14 protein-coding genes and 3 tRNA genes are annotated in these 15,290 nt (G+C 60.8%); 6 read left to right on the top strand and 11 right to left on the bottom strand.

Translation table 11 applies throughout. The features are described 5' to 3' along the window. Positions 1-195 precede the first annotated feature (195 nt). Both DXB86_RS07810 and DXB86_RS07805 read left to right on the top strand, forming a co-directional pair. A complete protein-coding gene (locus tag DXB86_RS07810; protein ID WP_117583743.1) occupies positions 196-1,596 on the top strand; it encodes a hypothetical protein in 1,401 nt (466 codons plus the stop codon). Positions 1,597-1,603: 7 nt separating this feature from the next. Beyond that, positions 1,604-2,053 carry a VanZ family protein gene (locus DXB86_RS07805; RefSeq protein ID WP_006235485.1) on the top strand — a complete coding sequence of 150 codons (450 nt, stop codon included), beginning with the start codon at positions 1,604-1,606 and terminating at the stop codon, positions 2,051-2,053. Between the two features lie 115 nt (positions 2,054-2,168). Here the strand turns inward: DXB86_RS07805 and DXB86_RS07800 are convergent, their stop codons facing one another. After that, the gene (locus DXB86_RS07800; RefSeq protein ID WP_117736731.1) at positions 2,169-3,056 is read right to left on the bottom strand and encodes an ROK family protein; all 888 of its coding nucleotides are present in this window, start codon (positions 3,054-3,056) and stop codon (positions 2,169-2,171) included. A 137-nt stretch (positions 3,057-3,193) separates the two neighbouring features. Continuing rightward, complete coding sequence (locus DXB86_RS07795) at positions 3,194-4,375, bottom strand: pyridoxal phosphate-dependent aminotransferase (RefSeq protein WP_117736730.1); 1,182 nt, start codon at positions 4,373-4,375, stop codon at positions 3,194-3,196. A gap of 164 nt (positions 4,376-4,539) precedes the next feature. Here DXB86_RS07795 and DXB86_RS07790 point away from each other — a divergent pair. From DXB86_RS07790 to DXB86_RS07780, 3 genes are all read left to right on the top strand, one after another. After that, a tRNA-His gene (locus DXB86_RS07790) sits at positions 4,540-4,616 on the top strand. Positions 4,617-4,638: 22 nt separating this feature from the next. Continuing rightward, positions 4,639-4,714, top strand: a tRNA-Lys gene (locus DXB86_RS07785). A gap of 43 nt (positions 4,715-4,757) precedes the next feature. Continuing rightward, a tRNA-Lys gene (locus tag DXB86_RS07780) sits at positions 4,758-4,833 on the top strand. Positions 4,834-5,026: 193 nt separating this feature from the next. Here the strand turns inward: DXB86_RS07780 and DXB86_RS07775 are convergent. The 5 genes from DXB86_RS07775 to DXB86_RS07760 all read right to left on the bottom strand — a co-directional run bounded on the left by DXB86_RS07775 (position 5,027) and on the right by DXB86_RS07760 (position 9,588). Beyond that, the gene (locus DXB86_RS07775; RefSeq protein ID WP_199411021.1) at positions 5,027-5,617 is read right to left on the bottom strand and encodes a hypothetical protein; all 591 of its coding nucleotides are present in this window, start codon (positions 5,615-5,617) and stop codon (positions 5,027-5,029) included. Then, positions 5,608-5,886: a BRO family protein gene (locus tag DXB86_RS10065; RefSeq protein WP_197032112.1), complete on the bottom strand. Its 279-nt coding sequence runs from the start codon at positions 5,884-5,886 to the stop codon at positions 5,608-5,610. Before DXB86_RS10065 ends, DXB86_RS07775 begins: the two co-directional genes overlap by 10 nt. Before the next feature lie 161 nt (positions 5,887-6,047). Beyond that, complete coding sequence (locus tag DXB86_RS07770) at positions 6,048-7,574, bottom strand: FAD-dependent oxidoreductase (RefSeq protein ID WP_117736729.1); 1,527 nt, start codon at positions 7,572-7,574, stop codon at positions 6,048-6,050. 256 nt (positions 7,575-7,830) lie between these two features. After that, on the bottom strand, positions 7,831-8,835 hold the full coding sequence (locus DXB86_RS07765; RefSeq protein WP_055252290.1) for a GGGtGRT protein: 1,005 nt from the start codon (positions 8,833-8,835) through the stop codon (positions 7,831-7,833). Positions 8,836-8,853: 18 nt separating this feature from the next. Next, positions 8,854-9,588: an iron-sulfur cluster assembly scaffold protein gene (locus DXB86_RS07760; RefSeq protein ID WP_006235554.1), complete on the bottom strand. Its 735-nt coding sequence runs from the start codon at positions 9,586-9,588 to the stop codon at positions 8,854-8,856. A gap of 403 nt (positions 9,589-9,991) precedes the next feature. On the opposite strand from DXB86_RS07760, the gene DXB86_RS07755 reads away from it, so the two are divergent. Continuing rightward, positions 9,992-10,792 carry a transposase gene (locus DXB86_RS07755; protein WP_117583739.1) on the top strand — a complete coding sequence of 267 codons (801 nt, stop codon included), beginning with the start codon at positions 9,992-9,994 and terminating at the stop codon, positions 10,790-10,792. A gap of 65 nt (positions 10,793-10,857) precedes the next feature. On the opposite strand, the gene sufU is transcribed toward DXB86_RS07755, so the two are convergent. From sufU to sufB, 4 genes are read right to left on the bottom strand one after another with little or no spacing between them, the layout of a single operon-like run. After that, the gene (sufU, locus tag DXB86_RS07750; protein WP_117736728.1) at positions 10,858-11,292 is read right to left on the bottom strand and encodes a Fe-S cluster assembly sulfur transfer protein SufU; all 435 of its coding nucleotides are present in this window, start codon (positions 11,290-11,292) and stop codon (positions 10,858-10,860) included. Further along, a complete protein-coding gene (locus tag DXB86_RS07745; protein WP_199411020.1) occupies positions 11,285-12,610 on the bottom strand; it encodes an aminotransferase class V-fold PLP-dependent enzyme in 1,326 nt (441 codons plus the stop codon). The genes sufU and DXB86_RS07745 overlap by 8 nt, the downstream gene beginning before the upstream one ends. Then, the gene (locus DXB86_RS07740; RefSeq protein WP_117736727.1) at positions 12,607-13,878 is read right to left on the bottom strand and encodes a SufD family Fe-S cluster assembly protein; all 1,272 of its coding nucleotides are present in this window, start codon (positions 13,876-13,878) and stop codon (positions 12,607-12,609) included. Before DXB86_RS07740 ends, DXB86_RS07745 begins: the two co-directional genes overlap by 4 nt. Next, a complete protein-coding gene (gene sufB, locus DXB86_RS07735) occupies positions 13,878-15,290 on the bottom strand; it encodes a Fe-S cluster assembly protein SufB (RefSeq protein WP_117736726.1) in 1,413 nt (470 codons plus the stop codon). The genes DXB86_RS07740 and sufB overlap by 1 nt, the downstream gene beginning before the upstream one ends.

Genomic DNA, 15,290 nt, shown 5'->3' with positions numbered 1-15,290 from the left:
AGGTTTCCCGTTTCAATCCGACATCGTCACTTGCAATCGACAGGACGGTTTCGCATAATAACTTTTAAGCTTCGCGACGGAAAACGCAGATGAAACGAACCATATACCGTTGCTTTGGGGCATAGCCCCGCTTCATCTTCTCTCGCGCAGCCAACTGAATGATGCGATTTGGGTGCTGGAAGATGGGGAGAGCTCATGGCTTCTTCTGATGCAACACAACGAGCAGTCCTTGCCGGACTTTCGTGCGGGATCGGCCTTGCCGCTCCCGTGGTTATGTATGCCGCGACGCTGCCGTTTTCGTCGGTGAACGAGACGGTCGTGGCGGGTGCAGTTCCCTTCGCCGTGGGCGCGGTGGCGGGCGTGGGTATCTATGCCGCCTCGCTGGGTATCTCCGAGTATCGTGCGCAGCGTGAAGAGCGTCTGTTCCAGCCCGATGCCATGGGCGGTGCCGCCAATCTCAATCAGCATCAAAGCGAGTTCAAGACCGCCTCGATTCCAGCTCAGCAGCAGGATGCGATTCCGTACGCTGCGGCTTCTGCTTCTCAGGCTCAGTCGGAGCAGTCTACCTCGGCATTCCTTTCCGGCCTGACTGGTGCGTTCCAGCGCCGTCATGCCGATGATGGTGTCCCTACCATCGCTCGAGCCGCAGATGCTATGGACGAGGCCGAGGCTTGGTCCATGATCGACAGCATGCTCGACGACGATTCGCCGGTGAGCTGCGACCCTGCACGCTCGCGCGACGTCTATCAAGTCGCCATCGACGAGCTCACCAACGGCGGGCAGACCGGCTCCTTCAATCGCGATGATATCGCCGCCGCGGCACGCGCCGTGTCGGGCTCCCAGGCCGCCCCTGCGGGCAGCACGGCGGCTTTCGTGGCACTCGTTGCCAATGCGGCGGTCAATAACGCCTACAGCGCTACCTCGGCGGACGCGAACGCTTCTGCCGATAATTCGTACGTTGATGAAGCCATGACCGCGGACGAGGAGGCTGTTGCCGCCCGCCGTGCCGCCGAAAGCTCGCTTTGGGGCGCTCCTGCCCAGCAGCAGGCGGCTGAGGCTGCGCCGTACAATGCAAACCTCGCCAGCATGCCTATCATCTCCGGTGCCGCGGGCATCGATCTCGATGACCTCGATGAGCCTGCAGCCATCACCGCATCGATTGATGCCCAAGATCGCATCGACACCGGCGACCTTCCGGACGCCTCGCTCGAGGTTGATGTCCCCATGGCCGATTACTCGGGCCACGAGGGTATGTGGGCCGCCGCCACCGCGATTCTGGATGAGATTGACGAGCCTGCTCCTGTTTCAGCCCCCGCTCCCGTCGCTGCCCCTCAGCCTGCTGCCCCCGCCTATGTCGGCCGTCACAGCGCTGTGTTCCCCGAGGATACTGCCCGTATCTCGCGTGAGAGCATCGAGCGGGCCGAGGCTATTGCCGCCGGCATTATGGAAAATCGTCGTCACGAGCGCGTCAATCAGATCCTCGAGGAAGAGATCGAGCGTCTTCAGTCCTCTACCGCCAAGCGTACGGGCCGTGCTTATCTGAGCGTTATCGAGGGCGGTACCGCCAGCTTCGCGCCGCTCCGTGCGGAGGCATAACTTCTGCATGGTTAAGATCAATCGAAAATGGGCGGTCGTGACCTGCCTGATGGCGCTCTTGATCTGGGGCAATTCGCTGGTTCCCGGCTCGGGGTCGGGCTCGCTGAGCCTAACGGTCATGGAAGCTATCCGCGGTTTCCTGCACGGCGTGGGACTTCCATATGAATGGGTGACCAACTTTGTTGTTCGCAAGTGCGCGCATTTTACCGAGTATATGGTGCTCGGCATCTTGGCAACGCACGCCTTTGATTTTGAGGGCCGGCGCACCTTTGACGTGCTGCTGCCCACGGCGGTGTTCCTGCTGCTGATTCCCTCGATCGACGAGACGATTCAGCTCTTTGTGCCGGGACGCGCCGGCATGATCACCGATGTGATGATCGACTGCTGTGGTGCGGCAACGGGCGTTGTGCTCCGATATCTCTTACGGTCGCTGATGTGCGCCAAAAAGGCCGCCTAAGGACGCATTGTTTGGTCCTAGGCGGCCTTTTTTATTGGAGGGCTTATATGAGGTGTGGCGGCGTCGTTCCATAGGTCGGATTTGCCGGGTGCGCCACGCCCTGTGGGTGCGTCTGTTACTGAAGCGCCTGTGCGCCTAGGGCCAGGCAGCCCATGATGCCCTGCTTGCCCTCGAGGCTGTTGTTGACGATGTAGGTATCGATGTCGTTGACCTCGGGCGTGACGATATAGCCGTTGAGCATCTCGGCGCACTTCTTGCGCGCGAGCGGTACGATGGGGGTGTGGTCGGCCACGCCGCCGCCGATGACGATCTTCTGCGGCGCATAGCACAGGATGTAGGTCATGAGCGCCTGCGCCAGATAGCCGGCGAGCAGATCCATGGCCTCCGGGTCATCGGCCATGTCTCCGGCGCTCTTGCCATCCCAGCGCCTTTTAACGCCGGGGCCGGCGATGAGGCCCTCGAGGCAGTTGTCGTGGAAGGGGCAGGCGCTGTGCTCGCCAATGGTGTCGCGCGGGTCGCGCGTGACCAGGATGTGACCGGCCTCGGGATGCATCATGCCGTGCACGAGCTTACCGCCCGAGAGCACGCCAGCGCCCACGCCGGTACCGATGGTCAGATACACCACGTCAGTGAGGCCCTGGGCGCAACCAAAGGTGACCTCGCCCAGGCAGGCGACGTTGACGTCGGTGTCGTAGCCGCAGGGAATATTGAGCTCGTTTTGGATGGTGCCCAGCAGGTCAAAGTAGCGCCATGCCGTTTTGGGCGTCTCCAGGATCTTGCCGTATTGGGGCGAGGCGGGGTTGACTGCGGTGGGGCCAAAGGCGCCGATGCCCAGCGCGGCGATGCCCTTGTTCGCAAACCATGCGTTGACGGCCTCGACGGTCTCCTGCGGGGTCGTGGTCGCGATCTGCTCGCACTCCAGGACTATACCGTCTGCATAGCCCGTGGCGCAGACCATCTTGGTGCCGCCGGCCTCGAGCGCTCCGATAAGCTGCTCTGCCATAGTATTCCTCTCTGGGACGAGTTGCTCCGTGACTAAAGTATAGCGCTCAAAAAAATAAATGAGGTCGCTATAAAAAGAAACCTCGTGGCCCAACGGGTTCACGAGGTTTCTTTAGTGCCTTTAGTTACTGACCGTCCTTACCCGCGCGGTTCGATTTTATCACGCAGAGACTTGAGGTTCTCCAGTGCCGCGTTAAGCGTCTCGTCTCGTTTGGCAAAGTGGAAACGAATCAGATGGTTGACGGGCTCGCGGAAGAAGCTCGAGCCGGGCACGGCGCCCACGCCCACCTTGGAGGCCAAATCCTCGCAGAAGTCGAGGTCGCTGTTATAGCCAAACTCCGAGATATCCATCATCACGTAGTAGGCGCCCTGCGGCACGTTGTGCGTGAGTCCGATGCTGTCGAGTCCCTGACAGAATAGGTCGCGCTTGGCGGTGTAGAGGTCGAGGACCTCCTGGTAATAGCTGTCGTCGAAGTTGAGGGCGGTGACGACGGCCTCTTGCAGGGGAGCGGCGGCGCCCACGGTGAGGAAGTCGTGAACCTTTTTGATGCGCTCGGTGATTTCGGCAGGAGCGATGGTGTAGCCCAGGCGCCAGCCGGTGATGGAGTAGGTCTTGGATAGCGAGCTGCAGCTGATGGTGCGCTCAAACATGCCGGGCAGCGTGGCCATGTACACGTGCTCGTGGGGCGCGTAGACGATGTGCTCGTAGACCTCGTCGGTGATGCAGTAGGCGTCATACTTTTTGCACAGGTCGGCGATAAGGGTGAGCTCCTCGCGGGTAAAGACCTTGCCGCAGGGGTTGGACGGGTTGCATAGAACGATCGCCTTGGGATCGTTGTCGCGGAAGGCCGCCTCCAGGACCTCACGGTCAAAGTCAAAGGTGGGCGGGTTGAGCGGCACGTAGATAGGCTCCGCACCCGAAAGGATCGTGTCGGCGCCGTAGTTCTCGTAGAATGGCGAGAAGATGACGACCTTGTCGCTGGGGTTCGTGACCGTCATCATGGCGGCCATCATGGCCTCGGTGGAGCCGCAGGTGACCACGATGTTCTCGTTGGGGTTGATCGGCATGCCCATAAAGTGCTCCTGCTTGGCGGCAAGCGCCTCGCGCATGGCCTGGGAGCCCCAGGTGATGGAGTACTGGTGGTAAAGCGGCTTGGGGTCGGTGGCAATGGTGCTGAGGCTATCGAGCAGCTGCGCCGGGGGATCGAAATCGGGGAAGCCCTGCGACAGGTTGACGGCACCATACTTGTTGGAGATGCGCGTCATGCGGCGGATGACCGAATCGGTAAACGCCGCCGTGCGGTTGGAGAGTTCTTTCATGCCTATCCTTTCGAGCATTGGGTGGAGCAAGTTTACTCCTATGGAACCGGTGGGATTTGCTCGAAACGGGCTCGAAAAACTCTTTTCAAAATTCTTGAAAATTGGGGCTTGCATCGCGTGGCGTTCCTTGCAATAATAGTCGAGCGCGAAGCGCACAGGACACGGTGGGTGTAGCTCAGTTGGCTAGAGCGACGGGTTGTGGTCCCGTAGGTCGAGGGTTCGAGTCCCTTTACCCACCCCAGTTCTTGCTTCGTGTTGATATCGGGTCGTTAGCTCAGTTGGTAGAGCAGGGGACTCTTAATCCCAAGGTCCAGGGTTCGACCCCCTGACGGCCCACCACACGATATCTCCTCTAAAGTCCGCCACCACGGACTTTAGCTTTGGGTCGTTAGCTCAGTTGGTAGAGCAGGGGACTCTTAATCCCAAGGTCCAGGGTTCGACCCCCTGACGGCCCACCAAAGCATGTTAAGACGGTCAGCGAAAGTTGGCCGTCTTTTTTGTTGACCTTTCATGGGGTCGAACCCGTCGGGGCGCGGAGCTGAGAAAACGCGCAAGCGTTTGCCAGCGCAGCGCGCAAGGCGCGAAGCGCCGCAGCGGACGCCTGCGCAGCAGGCTGACCCCCTGATGGCTCACCAAAGTAACCCGGAATATTTACAAATCGAGTCTACCCTGTGGATCGGTAAAGCCGTCTGTACCCTCCTTGAGTTTCTTCTCGTCTGCCTTCACGCGACGCTCGAGCTTCTTTGTGTCCTCGGCAGGTGGTAGATTTTCGGGGACAATTCCGCGGTCGATGAGGCTGCCACGCACGCTTGTGTTGTTCTCGACGTGCTCTTGCTTGATCTGGTCCAGACCGTACAGGTCGTGTTCCTCGGCGTTGAAGGCCGTCATCGAGTTCGTAAGGTCCTTTGCTTTGATGAGGACATCGGCTAACCTGTCCGCCAATGCCGCGCTCTTGGGTACGCCGAGCTGCTGCTTCATTTCCGCCGTGCTTCTGCCGCCGAATAATGCTTCATCGCCCTTCGACTTGATGATCGCGAATCCTTTGGAGTCCACGCCGCGTTTGAACGCAATACCCGAGAGCTGTTTCTCTGAATCGGATAGCGAGTGGCGCGCCTGTAAGCGCTGAATCTCTGCGAAGCGCTGCTCTATGAGCTCTTGGCGGCGCGTCTGCACGGCAAAGTATGCCTGGGCGAGCGCGATCTCTGGCTTGTTTGAATCTCCGTTTTGGGCGATTAATAGCATGCATAGCGCGTAAGCTTGTAGTCTTTAACCGCGCGAGCGGCGACACCGGCAGTTATCATTTTCGTGGTGTCACGAAAATGGGAATCAACTGGAGTTTTGTTTGTTTCGCACGAGACTTTTGCCCTCTTAACAACTTCGGCGAAGTTCTCCCATCGAGTGTATCCCATGGGTTCCATTAAATCGCGTGCGAGCCAATACTCAACGCCGTCTTCCACATTGGCGTAGCTATCAAGTTCGACACGCCACTTCTCGATATCACTACTGTCCATATCTCCTCCTCGCTGATCTATTGTCTATGCGCGCTTTGCCCGCTCTGTACTCAGAATAAGGATACGCTGCCGTGCGGACACGAATGGGCCCCGTGCCACTTCGAGGTCACGGGGCCCATAGATATCGATTAGTTGTGCTCTGCTCTAGATAGGTGTCCAGTTTAATTCGATCGATAGTGCGAACCCAGGCTTTCGGTCCGCTTGCGCATGGCTTTGACCATCTCCGTTGCCAGCTGATTCTGCGATTGCAGGCGGGCGAGGGCTGCGACTTCGCTGTCCTGGGCTTTCTGTGTGCTCAAGGTCGTTGCCTCCGTCTTCAAGCCCTCAAGCTCGTGTAGTGCCTCGGATAGACCTGCTTCGGTCCTGTTGATCATGCAATAGGTACTCATCGTGTGCTTAAGGCTGTGTGTCAGGCGTTCGGCATCTGTTGTGGCAATGCCATACTGAGGGAGGGCGATATCCATCGGAGCGGCCGCCTCGGGAGCGTCCAGCGCTGCTTGGGCTGCCGATGCGCCCGCGATGCGCCCGAACACGATGCCGTTGGCGCTTGACAAGCCACCAATGCGGTCGGCGCCGTGCATGCCGCCTGTCGCCTCACCGCAAGCGTAGAGGCCCTCAACGCCCGTTTGCGCGGTCTTATCGATCTTGATGCCGCCGTTAGCGGCGTGGGCATACATCGCAACGCGCATCTCGTCAGTCGGGGCGATGCCGTGCTCGTCTTGCAGCCAGGTGGCAAAGGTCTGCACAAACTCTGGGACATCCTCGCGGGGAAAGTCGTAGTGGAGTGCCAGGCCTTCGACACCTGCCTGATCGATGACGAGATCGATAGCGCGGGAGGCCAAGCGTGACGTGAAGGGACCATATCCAGAGCGCTGCTCGAGCAGGTCGTCCAGCTTGTCGTCGGCAATATCTACCGGCTGGTCTACATGTACGTAGCGCCAGGTTTTCTCGTTGAAGACCAGGTTGCGCTTGGGCTCGATGAAGCCGGGCATCATCTGCATGAACTCTATATTAGTAAGTGTTGCGCCGTGCGCCAGCGCGATGGCCTGCGAGGAGCTGAGCACATCAGCCGACGTAAGGCTGCGCTCGAACAGGCCGCCTGTGCCACCGGTTGCGATGATCGTGGCCTTGGCAGCAAAGGGCACGATTCGATTTTCGGTGAGGTCGTAGAGCATGGTTCCGGTTATTCTGCCGTTCGTGTCCTCAACAAGGTCGATAAGCTCATGGCGGGGGAGCAGGCGAATGCCGAGCGACTCGATCCGGGTCGTCAGAGCGTCCTCAAGGGGCTTGCGGGTGAGGCCGCGCCACATGCGCGTCTTGTGGTCAAAGCAGGGGATAAATTGCTTTTGCTGAGCGCTTTCAGCGCTTTGCGGACGCTGGAGCTCAACACCCAGGTCTTGCTCGAGCCATTCAATTGCCTGGGGAATGCTGTGGACAAACGTCTGGACAAGATCGGGGTCGGCGACGCCGCCACCAACGGTCTGGATGGTATCGATAAGGTCTTGTTCGTCGTCTTCGTTAACGGGTCCGATAAGCCCCAAGCCCCAGGTTCCGGGGAAGAAGCTTGATCCACTCATAGTCTTGCCGGCGCTTGCCACAGTGACGGTCACGCCCGCGCGCGCCGCTTCGATGGCGGCGCAAAGGCCCGCAATGCCAGATCCAATTACCAGTACATCAGTCGATTCCATCGGATTCCTTTCTCGTCCGGCGCATTGTCGCACGGGTGATCGGCAATGGGGCCGCAAAGACTCGGCAAATCGGTAAAGGGCAATTATGGCAGGTGGGTGTCATGGACACTTTGACGTTCCATCTCGTCTCATCTCGTATTTCGCCCCAACTGGTATATCGGCATTAGCCACCCTGCAGCAGCGCAAACAAAAAGAGCCGCTACCTCGAAAGGTAGCGGCTCCAAAACTCAACTATATGAGCATCGCGCGGGCGCGATTAGGCCTTGAGGGCCTCCTCGACGGCGACAGCGCAGGCGACGGTGGCACCGACCATGGGGTTGTTGCCCATGCCGATGAGACCCATCATGTCGACGTGCGCAGGCACGGAGGAAGAACCGGCGAACTGGGCGTCGGAGTGCATGCGACCCATGGTGTCGGTCATGCCGTAAGAGGCAGGGCCGGCGCCCATGTTGTCCGGGTGCAGGGTACGGCCAGTGCCGCCACCAGAAGCGACGGAGAAGTACTTCTTGCCAGCCTCGAGGCGCTCCTTCTTGTAGGTGCCAGCGACGGGGTGCTGGAAGCGCGTGGGGTTGGTGGAGTTACCGGTGATCGAGATGTCGACGTTCTCGTGCCACATGATGGCAACGCCCTCGCGGACGTCGTCGGAGCCGTAGCAGTTAACGGCAGCGCGGGGACCATCGGAGTAGGGGATGGTCTCGACGACCTTGAGCTCGCCCGTGTAGTAGTCGAACTGGGTCTTCACGTAGGTGAAGCCGTTGATGCGGGCGATGATCTGAGCAGCGTCCTTGCCCAGACCGTTGAGGATGACGCGCAGCGGCTTCTTGCGAGCCTTGTTGGCGTTCAGAGCCAGGCCGATAGCACCCTCAGCGGCAGCGAAGGACTCGTGGCCAGCCAGGAAGGCGAAGCACTCGGTGTCGTCGGAGAGCAGCATAGCGCCCAGGTTGCCGTGGCCCAGACCGACCTTGCGGTCCTCGGCGACGGAGCCGGGAACGGTGAAGGCCTGGATGCCCTCGCCGATGATGGCGGCAGCCTCAGAAGCGGTCTTGGCGCCACGCTTGACAGCGAGAGCGCAACCGAGGGTGTAGGCCCACTCGGCGTTCTGGAAGGCGATGGACTGGGTGTTGTTGACGATCTCACGCGGGTTGAAGCCCTTGTCGGTGCAGATCTGCAGAGCTTCCTCGAGGGAGGCGATGCCGTTGTCGGCGAGGCACTTGTTGATCTTGTCAGCGCGGCGCTCGTAACCTTCGAACGTAACAGTCATAGTTATTTCCCTCCCTTTCTACTCGTGAACCGGGAACACGCTGGCGACGGAGTGAGTCTCCTCGTCGGTGCGCGGGTCGATGTACTTGGCAGCGTTCTCCCACTGACCATAGTGGCCCATAGCGCCAGCGATGGCCTCCTCGGGGGTCTTGCCGGCCTTGACGGCGTCGGTGAACTTGCCGAGGTTCAGGAACTCGAATGCGATGATCTCGTTCTTGTCGTTGAGAGCCATGCGGGTGACGTAGCCCTGAGCGAGCTCAAGGTAACGAGCGCCCTTGGCCTTGGTGCCGAACATGGTGCCGACCTGAGAGCGAAGGCCCTTGCCGAGGTCGTCGAGGGAGGCGCCCACGGGCAGGCCGCCCTCGGAGAACGCGGTCTGGCTGCGGCCGTAAACGATCTGCAGGAAGATCTCGCGCATAGCAACGTTGATGGCGTCGCAGACGAGGTCGGTGTTGAGGGCCTCGAGGATGGTCTTACCGGGAAGGATCTCGGAAGCCATGGCAGCAGAGTGGGTCATGCCCGAGCAGCCGATGGTCTCAACGAGGGCCTCCTCGATGATGCCGTCCTTGACGTTCAGCGTGAGCTTGCAGGCGCCCTGCTGAGGTGCGCACCAACCCACACCGTGCGTAAGACCGGAGATGTCGGAAATCTCCTTAGCCTGGACCCACTTGCCCTCCTCGGGGATGGGTGCGGGGCCGTGGTATGCACCCTTGGCAACGGGGCACATGTTCTCCACTTCCTGTGAGTACTGCATGCCTCTCCTCTCTATCGTGTTGGCGTCCCGTCTGGGGGTCGTGGCTGGCGATTGCCGGGCGACCCTTCGAAAGGGACATGACATGCAGCCCCTATAATACCGCGAAATGCACGGAATATTCGGCGAACGGCTCAGTTTTCGTAGCGAGAAGTCCGGAAGTTTTAATTGAAACGGTTTAACTATATGTTCTGTGGTCGCGAACTTCCGTAGAGGGGGTTCGTCTTGGGCAAGCTTTTGGTCAGCTCTTGTAAGCGTTGCAGGGGTTGACCTGTTGCAACGGTGCCGTTCGCCGCCCGTTTACTGCCTTTGGCCGCGCGAGTGTATTGTTTTGCGTGAATGTTTTGATGGCACGCTTCAATCGTGCTGTATTGGATGGCAATCAGATCCCGGCGAAGGGAGCGCCATGCAGCGCGTTTGGAGAACGGTTACCGGCTTTTACCATGTCTGTGCCCGCGGTGTGGGCAAGCAGCTCATCTTTGAGGGCGATGAAGACCGGTGGGAGTTTTTGGAGCTGATGCGCGAGTGCTGCCGCGAGGCGGGCGTGACGGTTATCGCCTGGTGCCTTATGGGCAATCACGTGCATCTGGTGCTTGCAGATTACGAGGACGCGATGAGCGCGGCGATGCACCGGCTGCTTTTGACGTACGCGCGGCGGTTCAATAAGCGCACGGGGCGCACGGGTCATCTGTTCCAGAACCGTTTTGACCGGCGCTCGCTCGATACCGACCGTTATCTAATGGCTGCCATTCGCTATGTTCACGCTAATCCGCAGGAGGCGGGTATCGCCCTGATCGAGCGTTATCCCTGGAGCAGCTTTGCCGAGTATCTGAGAGCGTATGACAACGATACGACGAGGGGATTTTCGGACCCTTCTTGTGTGCTTGAGCTCTTTGAGTCTGCCAAGGGGTTTCTGGATTATTCTCTGTCGATGCCCGATGGTTCCGATCCGGTGATTCACGATATGGATGAGACAGAGTGGGAGCGGCGTGCGTTTGCCGACAAGATGGCGAAGCGCCTGGGCGTGCCGCTCAACGAACTCAAGACCGTAGCGCCCTCGCGGCGAGATGGAATCATTTTCGCCCTGCACGATGTCGGCTACACGGTGCGCGAGATCGAACGATATACGGGAATCAGCAAGAGTACCGTCTCTCGTATCGTGCGCGCTTATGTTCGGGTGAATGCTCAGGCTGAGGGCTCGGAATAGAAAATGGCCGAACCACTCTTGTCAAGCGATTCGGCCAACAAAATTCTTAAGATTTGGGACAAATACTACTGATTATTTTGTCCCGTGAGCATGCCGTCGAGGGTGCGCCAGGCGAGCTCGGCGCATTTGACGCGGGCGGGCATGTGCGAGATGTCCTGGAGCTGGGCGGCCTCGTCCAGGTCTTCCAAGTCCTCCTCGGAGAGCTGCTCGCCGCGGATCATGGCGAGGAAGAGCTCTGCCAAGCGGCGAGCTTCCTCGACGGTCTCGCCGGTGATGAGGTCGGCCATGATGTCGGCGCTGGCCTGGCTAATGGCGCAGCCGTGGCCGGTAAAGGACGCCTCCTCGATCACGTCGTTCTCAACGCGCAGCTGCAAGGTGAGCTCGTCTCCGCAGCTGGGGTTGATGCCGTCGTGCTCGTGCGTGGGGGCGTCCATCTCGTACTTGTAGTCGGGGTGCGAGTTGTGCTCCATAAACGTGGTGGAGGTGTACAGATTACCCATTGAACGTGCTCCAAACGTGATGCAGGCCGGCGATGAACTTGTCGATATCGGCCTTGTCGTTGTAGAAGGCCACGCTGGCGCGGCAGCAGGCAAGGTTCTCGACGCCCAGCCAGGTGAGCAGCGGCTGCGCACAGTGGTGGCCGGCGCGAATGCAGACGCCGTCCATGTCCATGATGCTCGCTACGTCGTGCGGGTGGATGCCCTTGACGTTAAAGCTCACGACGCCGTGGTGGTTGTCCCAATAGATGGAGCCGATGATCTGGACAAAGTCGAGCTGCATGAGTTCGCCCATCAGATAGTGGACGAGTGCCTGCTCGCGGGCCTGGATGTTCTCGTAACCCACCGTGTTGACCAGGTAATCGAGTGCGGCGCCCGTGGCGAAGATGCCGGCGGCGTCCTGCGTGCCGGCCTCGAACTTCTCGGGGACGGGAGCCCAGACAGCGTTCTGCTCGGTGACCGAATCGATCATCTCGCCGCCGGTAAGCATGGGCGGCATGGCGTTGAGCAGGTCCATCTTGCCCCACAGCACGCCGATGCCCATGGGGCCCATGGCCTTGTGCGCACTAAAGGCAAAGAAGTCGGCGCCCAGGTCGGCCACATCGACCGGCATGTGCGGCAGCGACTGCGCGCCGTCAACGACCAGGTAGCCGCCGTACTTGTGCACGAGTTTGCCGAGGTTCTTGACCGGGTTCTCGACGCCCAGCACGTTGGAGACCTGTCCCACGGCTAGGATCTTTGTCTTGGGACCCACCTTGGCAAGAACCTCCTCGGTGGTGAGCTGGCCGGTCTTGGTGGGGTAGAGGTAGACGAGCTTGGCGCCGGTCTCGCGGCAGACCTGCTGCCACGGAATCAGGTTGGAGTGGTGCTCCATGATGGTGATGACGACCTCGTCGCCCGGTTCGAGCACTGTGGGCGCAAAGCTCTTAGCGACCAGGTTGAGCGACTCGCTCGTGTTGCGGGTGAAGACGACCTCGTTGGCCTGTGAGGCGCCGATGAGGTCAGCGATCTGCTGGCGGACCTTCGCGATGGCGTCGGTGGCCTCGACGGACAGCGAGTACAGGCCGCGCAGGGGGTTGGCGTTCATGCGCTGGTAGAAGTCGCGCTCGGCGTCGAGCACACAGGCAGGGCGCTGCGCGGTGGCGGCGCTATCGAGGAAGGCGATCTCGGGGTGCTGCTGGAACAGCGGGAACTGGCCCTTGTAGGGGTTGGTCTCGATGTCCACGGTGGGCCAGCCGCGCGAAGCCTCGTCGCTGGCGTCGAGCTCCATGGGCTCGGGGGCAGTGCAGGTGTCGCATTTAACGTGCTCGGTGTCGATCATGCGAGCTCCTCTTCAAAGTTGTCGATCAGGTTGTTTCCCAGGCGGACGACGGCGGCGCGGGTGCGCTCGTCGGTGGCGGAAAGCGCGGCGTCCTCCAGCTTGGCGCGGATGAACAGGTCCTCGGCGGCGTTTTGGTCAAGGCCGCGGCAGGCGAGATAGAACAGCTGCTCGTCGCGGACGTGACCGATGGTGGCGCCGTGGTTGCCGGCGACGTCGTCCTCATCGCATAGGATGACGGGAACGGTCTTGTTGTCGACGCCCTTGTTGGCGAGCAGCACGGTCTCGCGCTCGGTACCGGTTGCACCCTTGCAGCCGTGCACGAGGTCGATGGTGCCGCGGTAGACCTTCTTGGACGTGCCGGTCAGCACGCCGTTGGCGTCGATCTCGCACTCGGTCTTGCGACCGCGGTGGCGCAGCTCATAGTTAAAGTCGCGCACCTGCTCGCGGGCGCCCAGGTAATCGGTATCGATGGTGATCTTGGCGGTATCGCCCAGCAGGTCGCCGGCAAGGCCGGTGGCGCTGGCGCCGGCACCCAGGACGGTGTGTTGCACGTTGACGCGCGCGCCCTCGTCCAGGAACAGGCCGGTGTCGTCGAGCGCGATCCAGCTATCGTCGAGCGTCTGCGTGCAGGTCACGTTGACGGTGGCGTACTCGTGGGCGCACACGCGTAGCACGGAGCCCACGACACCCTCGCCCTCGGCGGGCGAGTCTAAGGCGATATGCAGGTCAAGCGTTGCCTGCGGGCGGGCGACGACGTCGACAGCGGCGATGGCCGCGGCGGCATCGACGCCACTCACGCGCACGGTAACCGTGGCGTGCTGGTATGCGGGCACATCGATGACGAAGCGCTTGGTAGCGTGCTCGGCCAAGTAGGCGTAGGCAGCCTCGCCCATGCCGGTTTCGAAGGCCTCAGCGGGGGAGAGCTCCTCCTCCAGCTTAATGGCACCGGCCTGGTAGACGGAGGTGGCGGGCACGTCAAGCTCGGTTTCGGGCGTGATGCGGGCGCGGTCGGCGGCATCACCGGGGGCGGAGGCGCGGCGCTCGGGGAAACGCTCGGCCATGGCTTCCATGGCGGCGTCGAACGCGTCTGTCACGCCAGTAAACTGCTCGTCCAAGCCCTCGACCTCAATGGTCTCGGCGGGAGCGGCGGCAAGCTCGTCAGAGAGCTCGAGCTTGGTCTGATTCATCTTCAGCCAGCCCCAAGTTGCAGCCGGCATCGCATTGACCTGCTCAAGGGTGGTAGCAGCGGTGTTGGTGGTCTGTTTCATTATCCGATCGCTCCTTCCATCTCGAGCTTGATCAGGTTGTTCATCTCGACGGCGTACTCAAGCGGCAGCTCCTTGGAGACCGGGTTGGCAAAGCCGTTGACGATCATGGTGCGGGCCTCTTCCTCCGAGATACCGCGGCTCATCAGGTAGAACACCTTGTCGTCGCCGATGCGGCCGATGGTGGCCTCGTGGCCGATGTCGACGTTCTTGGCGCGGATGTCCATGGCGGGGATGGTGTCGGAGCGGCTCTGGTCATCGAGCATGAGCGACTGGCAGCTCACGGTTGCCTTGGAACCCTCTGCCTTGGGCGTGGCCACGATAGAGCTGCGGAAGGTCTGAATGCCGCCGCTCTTGGAGATACCTTTGGTCTCGACCGTTGCCGAGGTATCGGGCGCGTTAAGTACGACCTTGCAGCCGGTATCAAGGTTCTGGCCGGCGCCGGCAAAGGTGATACCGGTAAAGCTCGAGCGAGCCCGGCGGCCGTTGAGCACGCTCATGGGGTAGAGGTAGCCCACGTGGCTGCCGAAGGAGCCGCTGATCCACTCGATGTCGCCGTCCTCGTCCACGCGCGCACGCTTGGTGTTGAGGTTGTACATGTTCTTGGACCAGTTCTCGATGGTCGAGTAGCGCAGGTGCGCACGCTTGCCAACAAAGAGCTCGACGGCGCCGGCGTGGAGGTTGGCCACGTTGTACTTGGGCGCGGAGCAGCCCTCAATAAAGTGCAGGTCGGCATCGTCCTCGACGATGATGAGCGTGTGCTCAAACTGGCCGGCACCCTTGGCATTGAGGCGGAAGTAGCTCTGCAACGGGAAGTCGAGCTTGGTGCCCTTGGGCACGTAGACAAACGAGCCGCCCGACCATACGGCACCGTGCAGGGCCGCAAACTTGTGGTCGGTGGGCGGGATGAGCGTCATAAACTTCTCGTGGATGAGCGGCTCCCACTGCGGATCGTGCAGGGCCTCCTCGATGCCGGAGTAGACGATGCCCATCTTGGACGCCGTATCCTGCATGTTGTGGTAGACCAGCTCGGAGTCGTACTGCGCGCCGACGCCCGCCAGATAGCTGCGCTCGGCCTCGGGGATGCCCAGGCGCTCAAAGGTGTTCTTGATGTCGTCGGGCACCGACTCCCAGTCGTGCTTTTGGTCGGTGTTGGGCTTGACATAGGTGACGATGTTGTCCATGTCCAGGCCCTCGATGGAGGGGCCCCACGTCGGATCGGGGAAGCGGTTGAAGATCTTGAGGGACTTGAGGCGCAGGTCAAGCATCCACTGTGGCTCGTCCTTCTTGGCGCTGATCTCGCGCACGATGTCGGGCGTAATGCCGGCGTCCAGGCGCTCGAATCCCTCCTCGCCATAGGTGAAGTCGTAGAGGCTGCGGTCGATGTCCGCGACCTCGGTGCGGTTCTTGGTCAT

Origin of the sequence: Collinsella sp. OM06-18AC (assembly GCF_003438785.1) — a bacterium.
In the GTDB taxonomy this organism is placed as follows: Bacteria; Actinomycetota; Coriobacteriia; order Coriobacteriales; family Coriobacteriaceae; genus Collinsella.
The sequence above is the reverse complement of the archived record's forward strand: the minus strand, read 5'-3'. Positions and strand labels throughout refer to the sequence as shown.

Coding starts and splice junctions, on each gene's coding strand:
- DXB86_RS07760 (WP_006235554.1), bottom strand. CDS start 9,588: ATGCAGTACTCACAGGAAGTGGAGAACATGTGCCCCGTTGCCAAGGGT.
- sufU (WP_117736728.1), bottom strand. CDS start 11,292: ATGGGTAATCTGTACACCTCCACCACGTTTATGGAGCACAACTCGCAC.
- DXB86_RS07810 (WP_117583743.1), top strand. CDS start 196: ATGGCTTCTTCTGATGCAACACAACGAGCAGTCCTTGCCGGACTTTCG.
- DXB86_RS07740 (WP_117736727.1), bottom strand. CDS start 13,878: ATGAAACAGACCACCAACACCGCTGCTACCACCCTTGAGCAGGTCAAT.
- DXB86_RS07770 (WP_117736729.1), bottom strand. CDS start 7,574: ATGGAATCGACTGATGTACTGGTAATTGGATCTGGCATTGCGGGCCTT.
- DXB86_RS07775 (WP_199411021.1), bottom strand. CDS start 5,617: ATGCTATTAATCGCCCAAAACGGAGATTCAAACAAGCCAGAGATCGCG.
- DXB86_RS07800 (WP_117736731.1), bottom strand. CDS start 3,056: ATGGCAGAGCAGCTTATCGGAGCGCTCGAGGCCGGCGGCACCAAGATG.
- DXB86_RS07745 (WP_199411020.1), bottom strand. CDS start 12,610: ATGATCGACACCGAGCACGTTAAATGCGACACCTGCACTGCCCCCGAG.
- sufB (WP_117736726.1), bottom strand. CDS start 15,290: ATGACCAAGAACCGCACCGAGGTCGCGGACATCGACCGCAGCCTCTAC.
- DXB86_RS07755 (WP_117583739.1), top strand. CDS start 9,992: ATGCAGCGCGTTTGGAGAACGGTTACCGGCTTTTACCATGTCTGTGCC.
- DXB86_RS07805 (WP_006235485.1), top strand. CDS start 1,604: ATGGTTAAGATCAATCGAAAATGGGCGGTCGTGACCTGCCTGATGGCG.
- DXB86_RS07765 (WP_055252290.1), bottom strand. CDS start 8,835: ATGACTGTTACGTTCGAAGGTTACGAGCGCCGCGCTGACAAGATCAAC.
- DXB86_RS07795 (WP_117736730.1), bottom strand. CDS start 4,375: ATGAAAGAACTCTCCAACCGCACGGCGGCGTTTACCGATTCGGTCATC.
- DXB86_RS10065 (WP_197032112.1), bottom strand. CDS start 5,886: ATGGACAGTAGTGATATCGAGAAGTGGCGTGTCGAACTTGATAGCTAC.